The organism is Brucella cytisi (assembly GCF_038433355.1).
Taxonomy (GTDB): Bacteria; Pseudomonadota; Alphaproteobacteria; order Rhizobiales; family Rhizobiaceae; genus Brucella; species Brucella cytisi.
Map to the genome: position 1 here is coordinate 28,414 of NZ_JBCAUP010000039.1, position 16,284 is coordinate 44,697.

A 16,284-nucleotide genomic window follows, 5' to 3' on the forward strand; every position below is an offset into this window, starting at 1 on the left:
GCGAAACATTCCGGGAGTGCGTGCAAATGAACATGCCGACCAGATTTACCGAGACAGGCAGCAGTCTTGCCACGCCTGCGGGCATTACGGCGAGAGAAATCAGGACGCTGCGCGCCGGTTTCATTCCGCTTGTCGATGCGTCCGTACTAATCGCCGCTGCTGAATTCGGTTTCGCAAGAGCCGAAGGCCTGCGGCTCGATCTTGTAAAGGATGTCTCCTGGGCAAATGTCCGCGATCGTCTCGCTTTCCGGCAATTCGATATTGCACATATGCTGTCGCCCATGCCCGTAGCGTCCATGCTGGGACTGGGCTCCAATCCGTCGCCGACAATAACGCCTTTTTCACTGGGGCGTGGCGGTAATGCCATCACCTTGTCGGCGCGGCTTTATGAGCGCATGCGTGCAACCGCCGCTCTGGCCGAGACGGCGGATGCGCTGGAAAATGCGCAGGCTTTGGCTTCGGTGGTGCGCGACATGAAGGCGCGCGGTGAGCCGCTTTTGACACTCGCGATGACCTATCCTTTCTCGTCGCATAATTATGAATTTCGCTACTGGCTGGCCGCTGGAGGCATCGACCCCGACTGCGATGTGAAGCTGGTCGTCGTGCCGCCGCCGCTCACCTCGGATGCTTTGGCCACGGGTGCCATCGACGGCTTCTGCGTCGGTGCACCATGGAACATGGTGGCTTCCGAGCGCGGCACAGGGCGCATCGTTGCGGCCAAGCAGGATATCTGGCCGGCTGCGCCGGAAAAGGTCATCGGCATGCGTCCGGAATGGGCCGAAACCCATCCCGAAACCGTGTCCCGCCTGATCGTTGCCCTCGACAAGGCAGCACGCTGGTGTGACAACACCGGAAATCACGATGCGCTGGCCGAGATCCTGGCCGATGGCCGCTATCTTGGTGTGTCGCAGCATATCGTTCGCAATGTGCTGGCCGGAACATTCAATCTCGATGCGCAGGGCAGTCACCGCGTCATCGAGCATTACTTCAGCTTCCATGCCGGGCTTGCCAATTGTCCACGCCCCAATGATGCGATGTGGATCTATAGCCAGATGGTGCGCTGGGGCCAGATCGGGGCGACGCAGGCGGCTCAGCAAAGGGCGGCCCAGTCCTATAGGCCGGACCTCTATTGCGCGGCGCTCGGCATTGCCCATCCGCCTTTCGAGCCGGGTGCGGTCGAAGGTGCGCATGCCGGGGATCGCTTCATGGATGGTCGAATTTTCGATCCGTCGGATGTCGAATCCTATGTGCACGGTTTTGATGTGCGTCGCGATGTATTGGCAAGCTCAAGCGCAGCGGAAGATTGAGCCTCGATGCCCAATTTGATTGCACATCAGGCGGGATGATTGAACGAAAACGCCTAAAATACAGCCATGTTCGCACGGGTTCGGATGGGTCGCTGACTATTTTCTCATCCCTTTAAATTTATTATTTTCAAACACTTGCAAAGATGTTAAAATTCTGGCACGCTTCTTGCTTGTTAGATTTATGCACCGGTCAACGGCGACCGATGCAGCAAGCGAGCCATATACCGCTCCTGTCACGACACCGACGTCGCAAGGAATTGCAGCCCGAACCTTTGTTCGAAGGCGCGATCTCCAAGCGGCGTTTTTTTGTGCCCATTTTCAAGCCAGCCCAATTCAAAGCAAGCAAGGGGAAGCCAGCTGATGACAATGCATAAGAAGGCAGAAACGACGACCGGCATCACCCGGCGCAGCATTCTGAAAACCGGTGCTGCCGCTGCGCTCTTCACTGCCGTTCGCTCGGCCTTTCCCGGTGGCGCGTTCGCGGCTGGCAGCGGGCCGGAAGTCAGTGGCGCGAAGCTTGGCTTCATCGCGCTGACCGATGCGGCGCCGCTGATCGTCGCCAAGGAAAAGGGCCTGTTCGAAAAGCACGGCCTGCCGGATGTCGAGGTCGCCAAGCAGGCGTCATGGGGTGCCACACGCGACAATCTTGTGCTGGGCGGTGCGTCGAACGGGATCGATGGCGCGCATATCCTCTCGCCGCTCCCCTATCTGATCCATGCCGGCAAGTTGACGCAGAACAACCAGCCGGTGCCGATGGCCCTGCTGGCGCGCCTGAACTATGACAGTCAGGCCATTTCGGTCGCCAAGGACTATGCCGACACCGGCGTCCAGCTCGATTCCTCCAAGCTCAAGGCCGCCTTCGAGAAGAAGAAGGCCGAGGGCAAGGAGGTGAAGGCCGCCATGACTTTCCCCGGTGGCACGCACGATCTGTGGCTCCGCTACTGGCTCGCCGCCGGCGGCATCGATCCAGACAAGGATGTTTCGACTATCGTTGTCCCGCCGCCACAAATGGTCGCCAATATGAAGGTCGGCAATATGGACCTGTTCTGCGTGGGCGAGCCGTGGAACGAGCAGCTTGTCAATCAGAACATCGGCTTCACGGCTGCGACGACAGGTGAAATCTGGAAGCACCACCCGGAAAAGGCACTCGGCATGCGCGCGGACTGGATCGAGAAGAATCCGAATGCCGCCAAGGCGTTGCTCATGGCTGTGATGGAAGCACAGCAATGGTGCGAAAGCATGGACAACAAGGCCGAAATGGCCGGGATACTGGGCAAGCGCCAGTGGTTCAACGTGCCGCCGAAGGATGTGCTGGGCCGTCTCAAGGGCGACATCAATTACGGCAATGGCCGTGTCGTGCAAGGTACCGACCTGCAAATGAAATTCTGGGCGAACGGGGCGTCTTATCCGTTCAAGAGCCACGACACATGGTTCATTGCGGAAAACATCCGCTGGGGCAAATTCGCGCCTGATACCGATATCAAGGCGCTGGTCGATCAGGTCAACCGCGAGGATATCTGGCGCGAAGCCGCCAAGGATCTGGGCATTGCCGCAGCCGATGTTCCGGCTTCGACTTCGCGGGGCAAGGAAACCTTCTTTGACGGTAAGGTCTTCGATCCCGAAAACCCCTCGGCCTATCTCGACAGTCTCGCGATCAAGGCTGCGTCCTGAGCCAACTTCGGGCGCGCGATCGGTGCGTCTCTCCTCTGTCCCTTTGTTTTTACGCATTTCCGAACGCAAAGCCGCTTCACACTTTTGCCGGAAATGCTCAAGGAGCGTTGAATGTCCGCCCTGCTGAAAGATCCAAATGTCGTCACGTCGCTGACGACCAAGGCGCCGAAGGCGCCAACTGCCGCCGGGAACGTCGTCCGGCTGGCCAAGCAGCCCAAATCCGTCTTCGATTTCGGCGTGCTGGCGCGCAGTGCCGCACGTAACATCGTGCCGCCGCTGGTGGTGCTCGCCATCCTGCTGGGGATCTGGCAGATATTGTGCGCGGCCCCTGACTCATCGTTGCCTGCGCCGTCCAAGGTCTGGGAAGACAGCTACGATCTGATCGCCTATCCCTTCTTCAACTACGGATCGCAGGATATCGGACTTGGCTGGCGCGTGCTCGTCTCGCTGGAACGCGTTGCCTACGGCTTCGGCCTGGCGGCCATTGCAGGCATCGTGATCGGTGCCGTTATCGGTCAGTCGGTCTGGGCCATGCGCGGCCTCGATCCGATCTTTCAGGTATTGCGCACCGTGCCGCCGCTGGCCTGGCTGCCATTGTCGCTTGCGGCCTTCCAAAATGCCAATCCGTCGGCGATTTTCGTGATTTTCATCACCTCGATCTGGCCGATCATCATCAACACCGCAGTCGGCGTGCGCAATATTCCGCAGGATTATCGCAACGTCGCCAAGGTGCTGCGGCTCAACCAGTTCGAGTTCTTCTTCAAGATCATGCTGCCCTCGGCGGCGCCCTACATCTTCACGGGTCTGCGGATCGGCGTCGGCCTCTCCTGGCTTGCCATCGTAGCCGCCGAAATGCTGACCGGTGGTGTCGGCATTGGCTTCTTCATCTGGGACGCGTGGAACTCGTCACGTCTGTCCGACATCATCGTCGCTCTCGCCTATATCGGCCTCGTCGGTTTTGCGCTCGACAAGCTGGTTGCGGCCATCGGGCGGCTTTTCACCCGCAGCGCTTCTGCAAGCTGAGGAGAACAGTCATGAGCGCCTATCTCAAACTTGACCATATCGACAAGCATTTCGACCGCTCCGAAGTCCTGAATGACATCAATCTTTCGATCTCCAAGGGCGAGTTCGTTTCCATCATCGGCCATTCCGGCTGCGGAAAATCCACGCTTTTGAACCTGATTGCCGGGCTGACGCCGGTTTCGTCCGGCGCGGTCCTGCTGGAAAACAAGGAAGTCAACGCGCCGGGACCGGAGCGGGCGGTGGTTTTCCAGAACCATTCGCTGTTGTCCTGGCTGTCGGTTTACGAAAACGTCAATCTTGCCGTGACCAAGGTTTTCCGCTCCAGTAAAAGCAAGGCCGAACGGCATGACTGGGTCATGACCAATCTTGACCTCGTCCAGATGGCGCATGCAAAAGACAAGCGCCCGTCGGAAATTTCCGGCGGCATGAAGCAGCGTGTCGGTATTGCCCGTGCGCTGGCCATGGAGCCGAAAATCCTGCTGCTCGACGAGCCATTCGGCGCGCTGGATGCGCTGACCCGTGCGCATCTTCAAGATGCCGTGATGGAAATCCACGCCCGGCTTGGCAATACGATGGTGATGATCACCCACGATGTCGATGAGGCGGTGCTGCTTTCCGACCGCATCGTGATGATGACCAACGGTCCGGCGGCGAAGATCGGCGAGGTGCTGGACGTCGCTATTGCGCGCCCGCGCAACCGTATCGAGCTGGCCTCCGATCGCACCTATCTGAAATGCCGTGAGGCTGTTCTGAAGTTCCTCTACGAGCGTCATCGCTTCGTGGAAGCTGCGGAGTAAATTCTATGGCTGAGAAACTCGTTATCGTCGGCAATGGGATGGCGCCGGGCCGCATGCTGGAACATCTGTTCGAGCAGGCGCCGGGCCAGTATGAAGTCACCATTTTCAACGCCGAACCGCGCGTCAATTACGATCGCATCATGCTGTCGCCGGTCCTCTCCGGCGAGAAGACCTATGAGCAGATCGTCATTCATGGCGACGGCTGGTACATCAAGCACGGCATCACGCTCTATAAGGGTCATAAGGTCGTCGCCATCGACCGCGACGCCAGGACCGTTACCTCGGATCACGGCGTTACGGAAAGCTATGACAAGCTGGTGATTGCCACCGGCTCGGTACCTTTCATCATTCCCGTTCCGGGCAAGGATCTGCCCGGTGTCATCAGCTATCGCGATCTAGACGATGTGGATGCGATGCTGGTCGCCGCGCAATCGCGCGAGAAGGCCATCGTCATCGGCGGCGGTCTGCTGGGCCTGGAAGCCGCAGCCGGTCTGGCCCAGCGCGGCATGGATGTGACGGTGTTGCATGTCATGCCGACGCTGATGGAGCGCCAGCTCGACCCCGCCGCAGGCTATCTGCTGCAACGGGCGGTCGAGGAGCGTGGCATCAAGGTCATCTGCAAGGCCAACACCAAGGCCGTTATCGGCAATGGCAAGGTTGAAGGTGTCGAGCTTGACGATGGTACGGTCATTCCCGCCACGCTGGTGGTGATGGCTGTCGGCATTCGTCCGAATGTCGGGCTGGCCAAGGAAGCGGGTCTGGCGGTCAATCGCGGCATTGTCGTCGATGCGGGCATGCGAACCTCGGATGCCAATATTCTCTCGCTCGGCGAATGCGCGGAAGTGGGCGGCACGGTCTATGGTCTGGTCGCGCCGCTTTACGAAATGGCGCGTGTGGCGGCCTCGCATCTGGCAGGCGATACGACCCCCGCCTTCACCCATTCCGACACGCCGACCAAGCTGAAGGTGACGGGCATCGATCTGTTCTCGCTTGGCGATTTTGCCGACGGTGCGGACCGTGAGGAGATCGTCCTGCGCGATGCGACAGCTGGTATCTACAAGCGGCTTGTGATCAAGGAAAACCGGATCATCGGCACGGTTCTCTATGGCGAGACGGCTGATGGTGCCTGGTTCAACGATCTGAAGAAAAAGGCGGCCGATATTTCGGCCATGCGCGATACGCTGATCTTCGGTCAGGCCTATCAGGGAGGGACCCCGCTGGACCCTATGGCGGCCGTTGCAGCCTTGCCGGATGATGCGGAAATCTGCGGCTGCAACGGCGTTTGCAAGAGTAAAATCGTCTCCACCATGACGGAAAAGGGCCTGACTTCGCTCGACGATGTGCGAGAGCATACGAAGGCGTCGGCGTCCTGCGGCTCCTGCACGGGGCTGGTCGAGCAGCTCATGGCGCTGACGCTCGGCGACAGCTACAATCCCAAGGCTGTGCAGCCCATGTGCGGTTGCACCGATCTCGGCCATGACGATGTGCGCAGGCTCATCAAGGCCAAGAAGCTGAAGACCATTCCCGCCGTCATGCAGGAACTGGAGTGGAAGACCTCCTGCGGCTGCGCCAAATGCCGCCCGGCGCTCAACTATTACCTCGTCTGCGACTGGCCGGACGAATATGTCGACGACTACCAGTCGCGTTTCATCAATGAGCGCGTGCACGCCAATATCCAGAAGGATGGCACTTATTCCGTCGTGCCGCGCATGTGGGGCGGCGTGACCAATTCCAGGGAACTGCGCGCCATCGCCGATGTGGTGGACAAGTTCGCCATTCCGATGGTCAAGGTCACGGGCGGTCAGCGCATCGATCTTCTGGGCATCGAAAAGGAACAACTGCCAGCGGTCTGGTCCGATCTCGGTAAGGCGGGCTTCATTTCCGGTCAGGCTTACGCCAAGGGATTGCGCACGGTGAAAACCTGCGTCGGTTCGGACTGGTGCCGGTTCGGCACGCAGGATTCCACCGGTCTCGGCATTCGCATCGAAAAATTCATGTGGGGTTCCTGGACCCCGGCCAAGCTGAAAATGGCGGTCTCGGGTTGTCCGCGCAATTGCGCGGAGGCGACCTGCAAGGATATCGGCGTGATCTGCGTCGATTCCGGCTTCGAAATCCACTTCGCCGGTGCCGCCGGTCTCGACATCAAGGGCACGGAAGTTCTGGGACTGGTGAAGACCGAAGACGAAGCGCTGGAGCATATTGTGGCGCTGACGCAGATGTATCGCGAACAGGCCCGCTATCTGGAGCGCATCTATAAATGGGCGAAGCGCATCGGTCTCGATGAAATCCGCCGTCAGATCATGGACGATCAGGACAAGCGCGAAGCCTATTACGACCGCTTCGTCTTTTCGCAGAAATTTGCGCAGGTCGATCCCTGGTCCGAGCGCGCTTCCGGCAAGGACAAGCACGAGTTCCAGCCTATGGCCGTCTTGAATGCGGAGGCTGCGGAATGAACGAGATGGCCAGGAACTGGATTGCCATCGGCACGCTGGACGACATTCCACGTCAGGGATCGCGCTGTGTGAAAAACGGACCAACGACGATTGCCGTCTTCCGCACTTTCGACGACCGCCTGTTCGCCATCGAGGATCGCTGCCCGCACAAGAACGGGCCGCTCAGTCAGGGCATCGTCCATGACGGTTGCGTGACCTGCCCGCTGCACAACTGGGTTATCAATCTTGCGACCGGCAAGGCGCAGGGTGCCGACGAAGGCGTGACGCGGACGTTTCCAGTCAAGCAGGAAGGCGACACCGTCTATCTCGCGCTGGCCTTCTGACGAACCGACACTAGCGAAATCAACCAACTAGAGGAGATGGCATGCTGAGCAAAAGTGACGTCACCGATCTAATCTATGAGAAAAAGCGACTCGCCGGTCAGACCTGGGCCTCAATTGCCGAAGGCATTGGTATGAGTGAAGTGTTCGTCACCTCGGCCTGTCTTGGCATGAATGCCCTGCCACGCGACAAGGCGGACAAGCTGGCGATCAATCTCGGCTTGCCGCAGGAAGCAGGTGTGGTGCTGGCGGAATATCCGACCAAGGAATGGGATCGCGCTATCCCGACCGACCCCTGTATCTATCGCTTCTACGAAATTGTCGGGATTTACGGTCCGACGCTGAAAGAACTCATTCAGGAAAAGAGCGGCAACGGGATCATGAGCGCCATCGATTTCGAGATGAGCGTGGACAAGGTGCCGAACCAGAAGGGCGAACGCATCGAGATCCGGATGAGTGGCAAGTTCCTCTCCTACAACAGCTGGTAAGACAGGCACGCGCCAAGCTTGCGGTTTCGATATGAGGTCCGAAATGGCGACGATCACCGAAACAAAAACCACCTGCCCCTATTGTGGCGTCGGCTGCGGCGTAATCGCCAAGGTGGATGAAGCCGGCTCAGTATCAGTTAGAGGCGATCCCGATCACCCGGCGAATTTCGGACGATTGTGTTCGAAAGGTTCGGCTCTTGCAGAGACCATCGATCTCGATGGTCGGCTACTCTTTCCTGAAATCGACGGCCAGCGTGCAGAGTGGAACCGGGCGCTCGATCTTGTGGCCCGGAGATTTTCGGAGACGATAGCTGAACATGGGCCAGATTCTGTAGCCTTCTACGTGTCGGGCCAATTGCTGACCGAAGATTATTACGTCGCAAACAAGCTGATGAAGGGCTTTATAGGGTCAGCAAACATAGACACGAACTCGCGCCTTTGCATGTCCTCGTCCGTGGCAGGGCATCGCCGCGCTTTCGGTTCCGATACGGTGCCCGGCACCTATGAGGATATTGAACTTGCCGATCTGGTAGTGTTGACTGGTTCCAATCTCGCCTGGTGCCATCCAGTGCTTTATCAAAGGCTTGCCGCAGCAAAGGCAACCCGACCGCAGATGAAGATTGTCGTCATTGATCCGCGTCGAACGATGACCTGTGACATTGCCGATCTGCATCTGGCAATCCGCCCGGATGGCGATGTGGCGCTTTTCATGGGGCTTTTCGCCCATCTGGTGAAGAGTCCAGCGCTCAATATGAACTATGTCAATGCGTATACATCCGGCCTGGGGCTAGCCGTCGAAGCATCAGCAGCGATTGATAGGGAAATGCTGGTCGAGCGCACGGGTCTGTCGTCAGCCAAGCTTGGAGAATTCTTCCAGATGTTTGAGGCCACCGAAAATACGGTGACCTGCTACAGTCAGGGCGTCAATCAGTCGTCCTCGGGAACCGACAAGGTCAATGCCATCATCAATTGTCATCTGGCGACTGGCAGGATCGGGCGACCTGGAATGGGGCCCTTTTCACTAACCGGACAGCCCAATGCCATGGGTGGTCGTGAAGTGGGTGGTCTCGCCAATATGCTCGCAGCCCATATGGCTATCGAGAATCCAGACGACCGCGACCGCGTGCAGCGTTTCTGGTCCTCGCCCGCCATTGCCAAAAAGCCCGGACTGAAAGCCGTCGACATGTTCCGTGCGGTGACGGACGGACGCATCAAAGCGCTGTGGATCATGGCCACCAATCCGGTTGTATCCATGCCGAATGCCGATGCAGTTGAAGCTGCAATAGCGGCCTGCCCTTTTGTTGTCGTCTCTGACATCGTTCACGACACCGACACAACGCGCCACGCTCATGTATTGTTGCCATCGCTCGGCTGGGGCGAGAAAGACGGCACCGTCACCAATTCCGAACGGCGCATCTCCCGGCAGCGGGCATTTCTGGCCGCTCCGGGCGAGGCCAAGCCGGACTGGTGGCAGCTTGCCGAAGTGGCGCGCCGTATGAATCATGCCGCTCCGTTCGACTATAGGAGCCCGTCTGCGATCTTTGCCGAACACGCGGCATTGTCGGCTTTTGAGAATAACGGCAGCCGCGATTTCGATATCGGTGCGGTTCAGTACATCGCTCCCACCGCATACGATGCCATGATGCCTTTCCAGTGGCCGAAGGCATCCGGCGCCGCAGAGACCGCATCGCGCTACTTCGAAAAAGGCGGCTATTTCCATCCCGACCGGCGCGCCCGCTTTGTCGTCACTGCTGTGCCGGAGAGAGACCGCGTCAGCAGCGTTTTTCCGTTCACGCTCAATACGGGCCGCATCCGCGACCAATGGCATACGATGACGCGAACCGGCAAAAGCACGCGGCTTTCTGCTCATATCGCCGAACCGTTTGCCGAGCTTCATCCGCGTGATGCGACGGCGCTGGGTATAGGCAGCGCCGGGCTGGTGGAAATTGAAAGCCCCCACGGCAAGGCCATCGTGCGCGCTCTTGTAACGGCGCGGCAGGCGCGGGGCAGTGTCTTCGTGCCGATGCACTGGAACGATCAGTTTTCCGCTCGTGCCCGTATCGACGCGCTGGTTGCGCCGGTAGTCGATCCGGTGTCCGGTCAGCCCGCCTCCAAAAACGTGGCCGTAACTGTGAGGCCGTTTCAGGCTCGCAGCTACGGCTTTGCCGTTTCGATTGCAAAACCCTCCGCTATCGACTGCGATTATTGGGCGCTGGCTCGCGCCGAGGGTGGCTGGCGGCTGGAATTGGCTTCGCTTGGCGATATCGGTGATTGGGTGGAATGGTGTTATGTGCATCTCGCCATTCCCGAAGAGATCGATCCTATCGGCTATACCGACACTGCGACCGGCGAAACGCGGCTCGCCTTCTTTGCGGGTTCGCGATTGCTTGCGGCGCTGTTCATCGCGCCGCAACCGGTCGCCGTCGCTCGTAACTGGGCCATCCAGCAATTGATTGTCACCCATGACGATTTGCGCAAGCGCTTTGCAATCGTTGCAGGTCGACCCGGTATGGACAAGCCGGATCCCGGCGCAACAGTTTGCTCGTGCTTCGGTGTAGGCATCAATCAGATTGCCGCTGCCATTCACTCCGGTTGCCATAGTGTAGAGGCCATCGGCAAGCAACTCAACGCTGGAACCAATTGCGGCTCGTGCCGCGCCGAAATCAGGGGGATCATCAATGGGTGTCTCGCGACCGCAGCAGAGTGAAGCCTTTACTCGCATCGAACCCCTAGCAAAACTTCCGGTGTTTTGGGCGCTGGAGGGAAGACGCTGTATTATCTCTGGCGGTTCCGATGCCGCCGCATGGAAGGCAGAATTGCTGGCCGCCTGCGGGGCTCGTGTCGAGGTCTATGCTGATGCGCCCGACGACATGATGCGTGCATTGGCCGTCCGTCCGGTGGTCCATGCGGAAGCGTGCATATCGCTGGTTACCAGGCCATTGCAAGATGCGGATTTGCCAGGTGCGGCTATGGCAATTGCCGATTGCCGCGACGAAGGCGAAGCCGCAGCCTTCCTTGCCACCTGCAAACGAGCCGGTGTTCCCGTCAATGTCATCGATAAACCACAATATTGCCAATTCCAGTTTGGGTCGATCGTCAATCGTTCACCGGTTATCGTGGCTATCTCGACAGATGGCGGGGCGCCTGTTCTGGCGCAAACCATCCGCCGTAAGATCGAAGCGCTTTTGCCAGCTTCGCTGAAAGACTGGGCACGGCTTGCCCAAAACCTACGCACCCGTGTCGGTTCCATGGTGACGACAGCAGCGGCGCGTCGCCATTTTTGGGATATATTTGCTGACAAAGCCTTCTCGGAACCGTGGACCAGCAGCTCGGAAACCGATCTTCTCGCGGTTGCTTCACAGGAGGTATCTGATGCAGGGAGTGTGAAAGTCTTTACCGTCAATCCCGTAGACCCCGAGCTGATGACGCTCAAAGCCATTCGCGCACTGCAAGCCGCAGACGTTATCTATTTCAACAAGGACATTGTTCCAGCAATATTGGAATTCGGACGACGTGAAGCTAAGCGCTATCGAATAGAAGATATTTTCGGTCAGATATCCAAGCTAAATCAATGCCGTATTGTTTGTCTGATATCGAACAAAAACACTTCGGATAATGCATTTCGGTAACAATAATGTGCAAACCAAGGAACAATTCGCCTTTCTCATACGATGTGCTCGCCAAACCGAAGATAGGCGATCAACGCCCCTGCGGACATGGCTACCGGTATTGCCGGGAAGATCACATCCCTGATTAACGCTGAGAATAGCCACCCGGCAGTTACAACCAACCCACTGTAGAACAAACCAAAATCTGAAACGGAGAGCGCCATGGCGGTAATGCAGATCGGACTTGCGGTCATCATCAACGCCAAACCTGATTTTCTGTAGTAAACGCGCTGAGAAAAGATCGATGCAAACCAGGGCCAGCTGAGACCGAAAGAGGCACTTAATAGGCCGAGCAGGAAGACTGTATAAGACACAAGAAGCACCCGTTATTGTTTTGTCTTAAACAAGCAGGTTTCATGCCAGATTATTGGCATCATTTATGATGATCGCCAGTCATGATAATTTCGGCGACAAAGAACTGAAGCTGTCGCAAAAGGCAGCCCAGCCGCGACATTCGATCCATCAATTTCTTGACCCAGCGCACGATCTGATGTCCAAGAGCGAGAACTGATTGGTCAGCGCAACGGCAAATCTTAACGAGGATTCTGACATGGGAAAACCGACCTGGACGGAGATCGTGGAAACCAATGTCGGCAAGTATGGCGACCTAGTCGTAGGCATAGATCCCTCTTTGTCCGATATCCCACAATTCTTCGAGAGGGAAGATGGCTGCTGGATGGATCGGTACGTCAATCTCATTCTTGATTCAATCGAGGGGAAAGTTGGGTTTGTAAAATTCCAGGCCGCCTATTTCGAAGCCGGCGGGCTTGCCGGCCTCGCGGCCCTCTCCGCTGGAATGAGGCGAGCCAGGGATGCCGGAATTGGTGTCATTCTCGATGCCAAACGCGGGGATATTGGTGCGACAGCCGCTGCATATGCCCGTGCATATCTCACGCCCCTTGCAGACGGTGGCAGCGGGGATTTCGAGGCAGACTGCCTGACGATTAACCCACTTATGGGCCCCGACACACTTGCACCTTTCGTAGAATGTTCGAAGCGGTATGGAAAAGGTTTGTTTGTCCTGTGTCGAACATCCAATCCAGGCGCTGGCTGGATCCAGGACAAGTTAACTGGAAACAGGCTGATATCGGACCGGGTCGCAGATTTGATTGGCAGCTTTTCACCTGGCCGAACGTCCCTGTCTCCTATCGGAGCGGTGATCGGCGCCACTGTTCCTCAGGAAGGTCGGCGCTTGCGACATCTTCTTCCACACTCAATCATCCTTGCACCTGGACTTGGCGCTCAGGGAGGTGATGTAACAAGTATACATTCACTTCGTGGTTCACACCCAGGAGATCTGCTGGTGCCTGTATCACGCGGGCTGACACGGGTCGACGATCGAACGATGTCACCTGAGGCATACCGCGAAATGCTTCTGGAAAAAATCAGTCAGTTCAAGGCCGCAATAGGCTACGACTATGCAGGAAAACACGCAGTCTCGGGATGAGTTTAGCATCCATCGGCTGGATAGTTCAGGCGATGAGAAGGCACCGTAACCTTAACCTGTACCCGGATGCGTGTTGATCTATGATGTCGTGATTGGGCAGATTACACGCCAGCGATATCGCGCCAGATTGTGTTGGCGTAGTCTCGTCAGAACTTTTCAGCCCACTCGCGCGCTGTCTTGAGGTTAACGACAATTCCTCGGTATGCCAGTATGTCTTTGACCATACGAAAACTCAACGGAAACCGGATATACAGCCACACTACTTTGGCAATAATCTCAGGCGGAAAGCAACGGCGGTGATAAAGCGAGGAGCGACTGTCGTGCATGCCCTCTGTTCCACCGCTAAGCTTTACAACAAAATTAAGGTTACGGTGCCACCGGCCAACCTCCCCTTGACAAAACGTATCCGAATGGATACAATAAACCATGAATCAATTCAAGAAATCCGACGAATTTGAAGCGTGGTTCAAAGCGCTAAAGGATTTGAGGGCGAAGACCCGCATTCTGGCGCGCATTGTCTCCGCCGAGAAGGGTAACTTCGGTGACACTGAGCCGGTAGGACACGGTGTTTCCGAAATGCGCATTCATTACGGGCGGGATACCGGCTCTATTACACCCGGCAAGGGGACGTTGTGTACCTGCTGCTGATCGGTGGAGACAAGAGCACACAAAAGCGTGACATCAAAAAGGCTATCGAAATGGCCGCAACGCTTGGAAAGGATCGACCATGACTAACTTCACCGATTTCGATGTGTCGGACTATCTGGATAGCGACGAGATGATTGCAGAGTTCCTTGCCGCGGCCATGGAAGACGATCCAGAGGTTTTCATTGCCGCTCTCGGGCACATTGCCAAGGCAAAGGGAATGTCCGAGATTGCCAGGGAATCCGGCCTCGGGCGGGAAAGCCTCTACAAAGCTCTAAAGACTGGCTCCAAGTTGCGGTATGATACGGTGCAAAAGGTTCTGTCCGCTCTCGGAGTAAGATTAACTGTGGCTCCCCGCGCGGCGTAAGCTCACCTCGTGATCTCAGTTCCCTGATGCCAGGGAACTGGACGCCCGCGCCATCGAGCTTTGCGACATACCGTCGGCAATACAGGCCACAACACCTTCACTCCATGCGGCCAATAGAGCCGCCGCGGGCTGAATTTGGCAGACTGCATACATTACGCGTCCGCAAAATATTATCGTGTGCCGGTCCTGGCGACAGATAACGAGTTTCGCGAAACGGACCTTGAAACAGTTCCGTAGCAGGTCGAGGTTTTGTCCTTACCTACCTGCCTGATGCCGCAGATAGCGGCTATTCACGTTCGCTTTGATCGCCAGTCAAAAATCGCCGTGGCAGCTTTGTTCCTTCGATTAGTCACATGAACATTCTGATCGCCTGGATAGTTCAGGCGATCAGAAAATTTTTCAGGTGAATCAACGAACGTTTTGCAGTTCCGGCAGGATCGTAAAGAGATCGCCGACGAGGCCGTAATCGGCCACCTGGAAGATCGGCGCTTCCTCGTCCTTGTTGATCGCCACGATCACACGACTGTCTTTCATACCGGCCAGATGCTGGATCGCACCAGAGATTCCGACGGCGATGTAGAGATCCGGGGCAACCACCTTGCCGGTCTGGCCAACCTGCCAGTCGTTCGGCGCGTAGCCCGCATCGACTGCGGCACGGCTTGCGCCGACCGCTGCACCGAGCTTGTCAGCAACCGGCAGGATCACTTCCTGGAACTTTTCGGCAGAACCGAGCGCACGACCGCCGGAGATGATGATCTTAGCCGAGGTCAGTTCCGGACGGTCCGAATCCGACAATGCATTGCCGACGAAGCTCGACAGCGCCGGATCGGCTGCTGCATTGACGCTTTCAACTGCAGCCGAACCACCTTCGCCCGTTGCCTGGAACGACGCGGTACGCACGGTGATAACCTTCTTTGCATCGGTCGACTGGACCGTCTGGATCGCATTGCCCGCATAGATCGGACGCTTGAACGTATCAGCCGACACGACTTCCATGATTTCGGACAACTGCATCACATCGAGAAGCGCTGCAACGCGCGGCAGGATGTTCTTAGCCGAGGTCGTTGCCGGAGCAATGATCGTGTCGTAATTGCCTGCCAGTTCCACGATGAGAGCGGCCGTTGGCTCGGCCAGACGGTTTTCCAGTCCATCGCTTTCAGCAAGCAGAACCTTGCGCACGCCCTTCAGCTTGGCTGCGGCATCGGCAGCAGCCTTCGCGCCCTTGCCTGCAACCAGAACATCCACGTCGCCGCCGATCTGGGCAGCGGCCGTCAGCGCTTTCGCCGTCTGGTCGGAAAGGGTTGCATTGTCATGTTCGGCAATAAGAAGAATAGCCATTTATATCGTCCCTTCCGATTTCTTTAGAGTACGCCGTCGGCCTTGAGCTTCTCGACCAGTTCAGAGACTGAACCGACCTTCACGCCAGCCTTGCGGCCACCCGGCTCTTCAGTCTTCAGGACCTTGAGACGCGGCGCAATGTCGGCACCGAAATCAGCGGGCGACTTTTCGTCAAGCGGCTTCTTCTTGGCCTTCATGATGTTCGGCAGCGACGCATAACGCGGCTGGTTCAAACGAAGATCGACCGTGACAATCGCCGGAAGCTTCACGTCGATGGTCTGGAGACCACCATCAACTTCGCGCGTTACCTTGGCCGAACCGTCACCCAACTCCACCTTCGAGGCGAACGTCGCCTGGCTCCAGTTGAGAAGGGCCGAAAGCATCTGGCCGGTCTGGTTGGAATCATCGTCGATTGCCTGCTTGCCGAGGAAGACGAGATCCGGCTTTTCCGCATCGACCACGCCCTTGAGAACCTTGGCAACGCCAAGCGGCTCAACCGTTTCGTCCGACTTCACCAGGATCGCACGATCGGCGCCCATGGCAAGTGCGGTACGCAGCGTTTCCTGTGCCTGTGCCGGGCCGACCGAAACCGCGACGATTTCCGTCACCTTGCCCGCTTCCTTCAGACGGATCGCTTCTTCAACCGCGATCTCATCGAAAGGGTTCATCGACATCTTGACGTTCGCAAGCTCAACGCCCGAACCGTCTCCCTTTACACGGATCTTTACGTTGTAATCGACAACCCGTTTCACTGCGACAA

16 protein-coding genes and 1 pseudogene are annotated in these 16,284 nt (G+C 57.4%); 13 read left to right on the plus strand and 4 right to left on the minus strand.

Features of this window, described 5'->3' with window-relative positions; translation table 11 throughout:
- Positions 1-26: 26 nt before the first annotated feature.
- From AAE521_RS24950 to AAE521_RS24990, 9 genes are all read left to right on the plus strand, one after another.
- Positions 27-1,307: a CmpA/NrtA family ABC transporter substrate-binding protein gene (locus AAE521_RS24950; protein ID WP_342062842.1), complete on the plus strand. Its 1,281-nt coding sequence runs from the start codon at positions 27-29 to the stop codon at positions 1,305-1,307.
- A 360-nt stretch (positions 1,308-1,667) separates the two neighbouring features.
- Entirely contained in the window at positions 1,668-2,978 is a 1,311-nt protein-coding gene (locus AAE521_RS24955) for a CmpA/NrtA family ABC transporter substrate-binding protein (RefSeq protein ID WP_374865174.1), read from the plus strand.
- Between the two features lie 111 nt (positions 2,979-3,089).
- Positions 3,090-4,001 carry a nitrate ABC transporter permease gene (ntrB, locus tag AAE521_RS24960; protein WP_342062843.1) on the plus strand — a complete coding sequence of 304 codons (912 nt, stop codon included), beginning with the start codon at positions 3,090-3,092 and terminating at the stop codon, positions 3,999-4,001.
- Between the two features lie 11 nt (positions 4,002-4,012).
- Positions 4,013-4,798, plus strand: coding sequence for an ABC transporter ATP-binding protein (locus AAE521_RS24965; RefSeq protein WP_342062844.1), 786 nt, complete (start codon positions 4,013-4,015; stop codon positions 4,796-4,798).
- A 5-nt stretch (positions 4,799-4,803) separates the two neighbouring features.
- Positions 4,804-7,251: a nitrite reductase large subunit NirB gene (gene nirB, locus AAE521_RS24970; RefSeq protein ID WP_342062845.1), complete on the plus strand. Its 2,448-nt coding sequence runs from the start codon at positions 4,804-4,806 to the stop codon at positions 7,249-7,251.
- Positions 7,248-7,574 (plus strand): nitrite reductase small subunit NirD, encoded by a 327-nt coding sequence (gene nirD / locus AAE521_RS24975; protein WP_084094465.1) that lies wholly within the window; start codon positions 7,248-7,250, stop codon positions 7,572-7,574. Before nirB ends, nirD begins: the two co-directional genes overlap by 4 nt.
- Positions 7,575-7,615: 41 nt before the next feature.
- On the plus strand, positions 7,616-8,059 hold the full coding sequence (gene cynS, locus AAE521_RS24980) for a cyanase (RefSeq protein ID WP_071634433.1): 444 nt from the start codon (positions 7,616-7,618) through the stop codon (positions 8,057-8,059).
- A 43-nt stretch (positions 8,060-8,102) separates the two neighbouring features.
- Entirely contained in the window at positions 8,103-10,766 is a 2,664-nt protein-coding gene (locus tag AAE521_RS24985) for a nitrate reductase (RefSeq protein WP_342062846.1), read from the plus strand.
- Positions 10,738-11,688 (plus strand): precorrin-2 dehydrogenase/sirohydrochlorin ferrochelatase family protein, encoded by a 951-nt coding sequence (locus tag AAE521_RS24990; RefSeq protein WP_342062847.1) that lies wholly within the window; start codon positions 10,738-10,740, stop codon positions 11,686-11,688. Before AAE521_RS24985 ends, AAE521_RS24990 begins: the two co-directional genes overlap by 29 nt.
- A gap of 35 nt (positions 11,689-11,723) precedes the next feature.
- Here the strand turns inward: AAE521_RS24990 and AAE521_RS24995 are convergent, their stop codons facing one another.
- Positions 11,724-12,041, minus strand: a complete 318-nt coding sequence (locus tag AAE521_RS24995) for a hypothetical protein (RefSeq protein ID WP_143132878.1) — start codon at positions 12,039-12,041, stop codon at positions 11,724-11,726.
- Between the two features lie 236 nt (positions 12,042-12,277).
- Here AAE521_RS24995 and pyrF point away from each other — a divergent pair, with 236 nt between their 5' ends.
- Positions 12,278-13,174, plus strand: coding sequence for an orotidine-5'-phosphate decarboxylase (gene pyrF, locus AAE521_RS25000; protein WP_342062848.1), 897 nt, complete (start codon positions 12,278-12,280; stop codon positions 13,172-13,174).
- 149 nt (positions 13,175-13,323) lie between these two features.
- On the opposite strand, the pseudogene AAE521_RS25005 reads toward pyrF, so the two are convergent.
- Positions 13,324-13,500, minus strand: a pseudogene (locus AAE521_RS25005) (IS6 family transposase); the annotation flags it as partial.
- A gap of 100 nt (positions 13,501-13,600) precedes the next feature.
- On the opposite strand from AAE521_RS25005, the gene AAE521_RS25010 reads away from it, so the two are divergent.
- The 3 genes from AAE521_RS25010 (at position 13,601) to AAE521_RS25020 (ending at position 14,423) form a co-directional block, all read left to right on the plus strand.
- Positions 13,601-13,822 carry a type II toxin-antitoxin system RelE/ParE family toxin gene (locus AAE521_RS25010; RefSeq protein ID WP_342062849.1) on the plus strand — a complete coding sequence of 74 codons (222 nt, stop codon included), beginning with the start codon at positions 13,601-13,603 and terminating at the stop codon, positions 13,820-13,822.
- Between the two features lie 79 nt (positions 13,823-13,901).
- Positions 13,902-14,186, plus strand: coding sequence for an addiction module antidote protein (locus tag AAE521_RS25015; RefSeq protein ID WP_342062850.1), 285 nt, complete (start codon positions 13,902-13,904; stop codon positions 14,184-14,186).
- A gap of 135 nt (positions 14,187-14,321) precedes the next feature.
- A complete protein-coding gene (locus AAE521_RS25020; RefSeq protein ID WP_235817752.1) occupies positions 14,322-14,423 on the plus strand; it encodes a type II toxin-antitoxin system VapC family toxin in 102 nt (33 codons plus the stop codon).
- Positions 14,424-14,594: 171 nt separating this feature from the next.
- Here AAE521_RS25020 and AAE521_RS25025 read toward each other — a convergent pair whose 3' ends face one another.
- Positions 14,595-15,524 carry an electron transfer flavoprotein subunit alpha/FixB family protein gene (locus tag AAE521_RS25025; protein ID WP_342062851.1) on the minus strand — a complete coding sequence of 310 codons (930 nt, stop codon included), beginning with the start codon at positions 15,522-15,524 and terminating at the stop codon, positions 14,595-14,597.
- A 23-nt stretch (positions 15,525-15,547) separates the two neighbouring features.
- Positions 15,548-16,284, minus strand: a 737-nt coding sequence (locus AAE521_RS25030; RefSeq protein ID WP_342062796.1) for an electron transfer flavoprotein subunit beta/FixA family protein, incomplete at its 5' end; no start/stop codon positions are given.

Bases quoted from the DNA above. Each gene is read 5' to 3' on its own strand.
- AAE521_RS24950 (WP_342062842.1), top strand. From the start codon at position 27: ATGAACATGCCGACCAGATTTACCGAGACAGGCAGCAGTCTTGCCACG.
- AAE521_RS24955 (WP_374865174.1), top strand. From the start codon at position 1,668: ATGACAATGCATAAGAAGGCAGAAACGACGACCGGCATCACCCGGCGC.
- ntrB (WP_342062843.1), top strand. From the start codon at position 3,090: ATGTCCGCCCTGCTGAAAGATCCAAATGTCGTCACGTCGCTGACGACC.
- AAE521_RS24965 (WP_342062844.1), top strand. From the start codon at position 4,013: ATGAGCGCCTATCTCAAACTTGACCATATCGACAAGCATTTCGACCGC.
- nirB (WP_342062845.1), top strand. From the start codon at position 4,804: ATGGCTGAGAAACTCGTTATCGTCGGCAATGGGATGGCGCCGGGCCGC.
- nirD (WP_084094465.1), top strand. From the start codon at position 7,248: ATGAACGAGATGGCCAGGAACTGGATTGCCATCGGCACGCTGGACGAC.
- cynS (WP_071634433.1), top strand. From the start codon at position 7,616: ATGCTGAGCAAAAGTGACGTCACCGATCTAATCTATGAGAAAAAGCGA.
- AAE521_RS24985 (WP_342062846.1), top strand. From the start codon at position 8,103: ATGGCGACGATCACCGAAACAAAAACCACCTGCCCCTATTGTGGCGTC.
- AAE521_RS24990 (WP_342062847.1), top strand. From the start codon at position 10,738: ATGGGTGTCTCGCGACCGCAGCAGAGTGAAGCCTTTACTCGCATCGAA.
- pyrF (WP_342062848.1), top strand. From the start codon at position 12,278: ATGGGAAAACCGACCTGGACGGAGATCGTGGAAACCAATGTCGGCAAG.
- AAE521_RS25010 (WP_342062849.1), top strand. From the start codon at position 13,601: ATGAATCAATTCAAGAAATCCGACGAATTTGAAGCGTGGTTCAAAGCG.
- AAE521_RS25015 (WP_342062850.1), top strand. From the start codon at position 13,902: ATGACTAACTTCACCGATTTCGATGTGTCGGACTATCTGGATAGCGAC.
- AAE521_RS25025 (WP_342062851.1), bottom strand. From the start codon at position 15,524: ATGGCTATTCTTCTTATTGCCGAACATGACAATGCAACCCTTTCCGAC.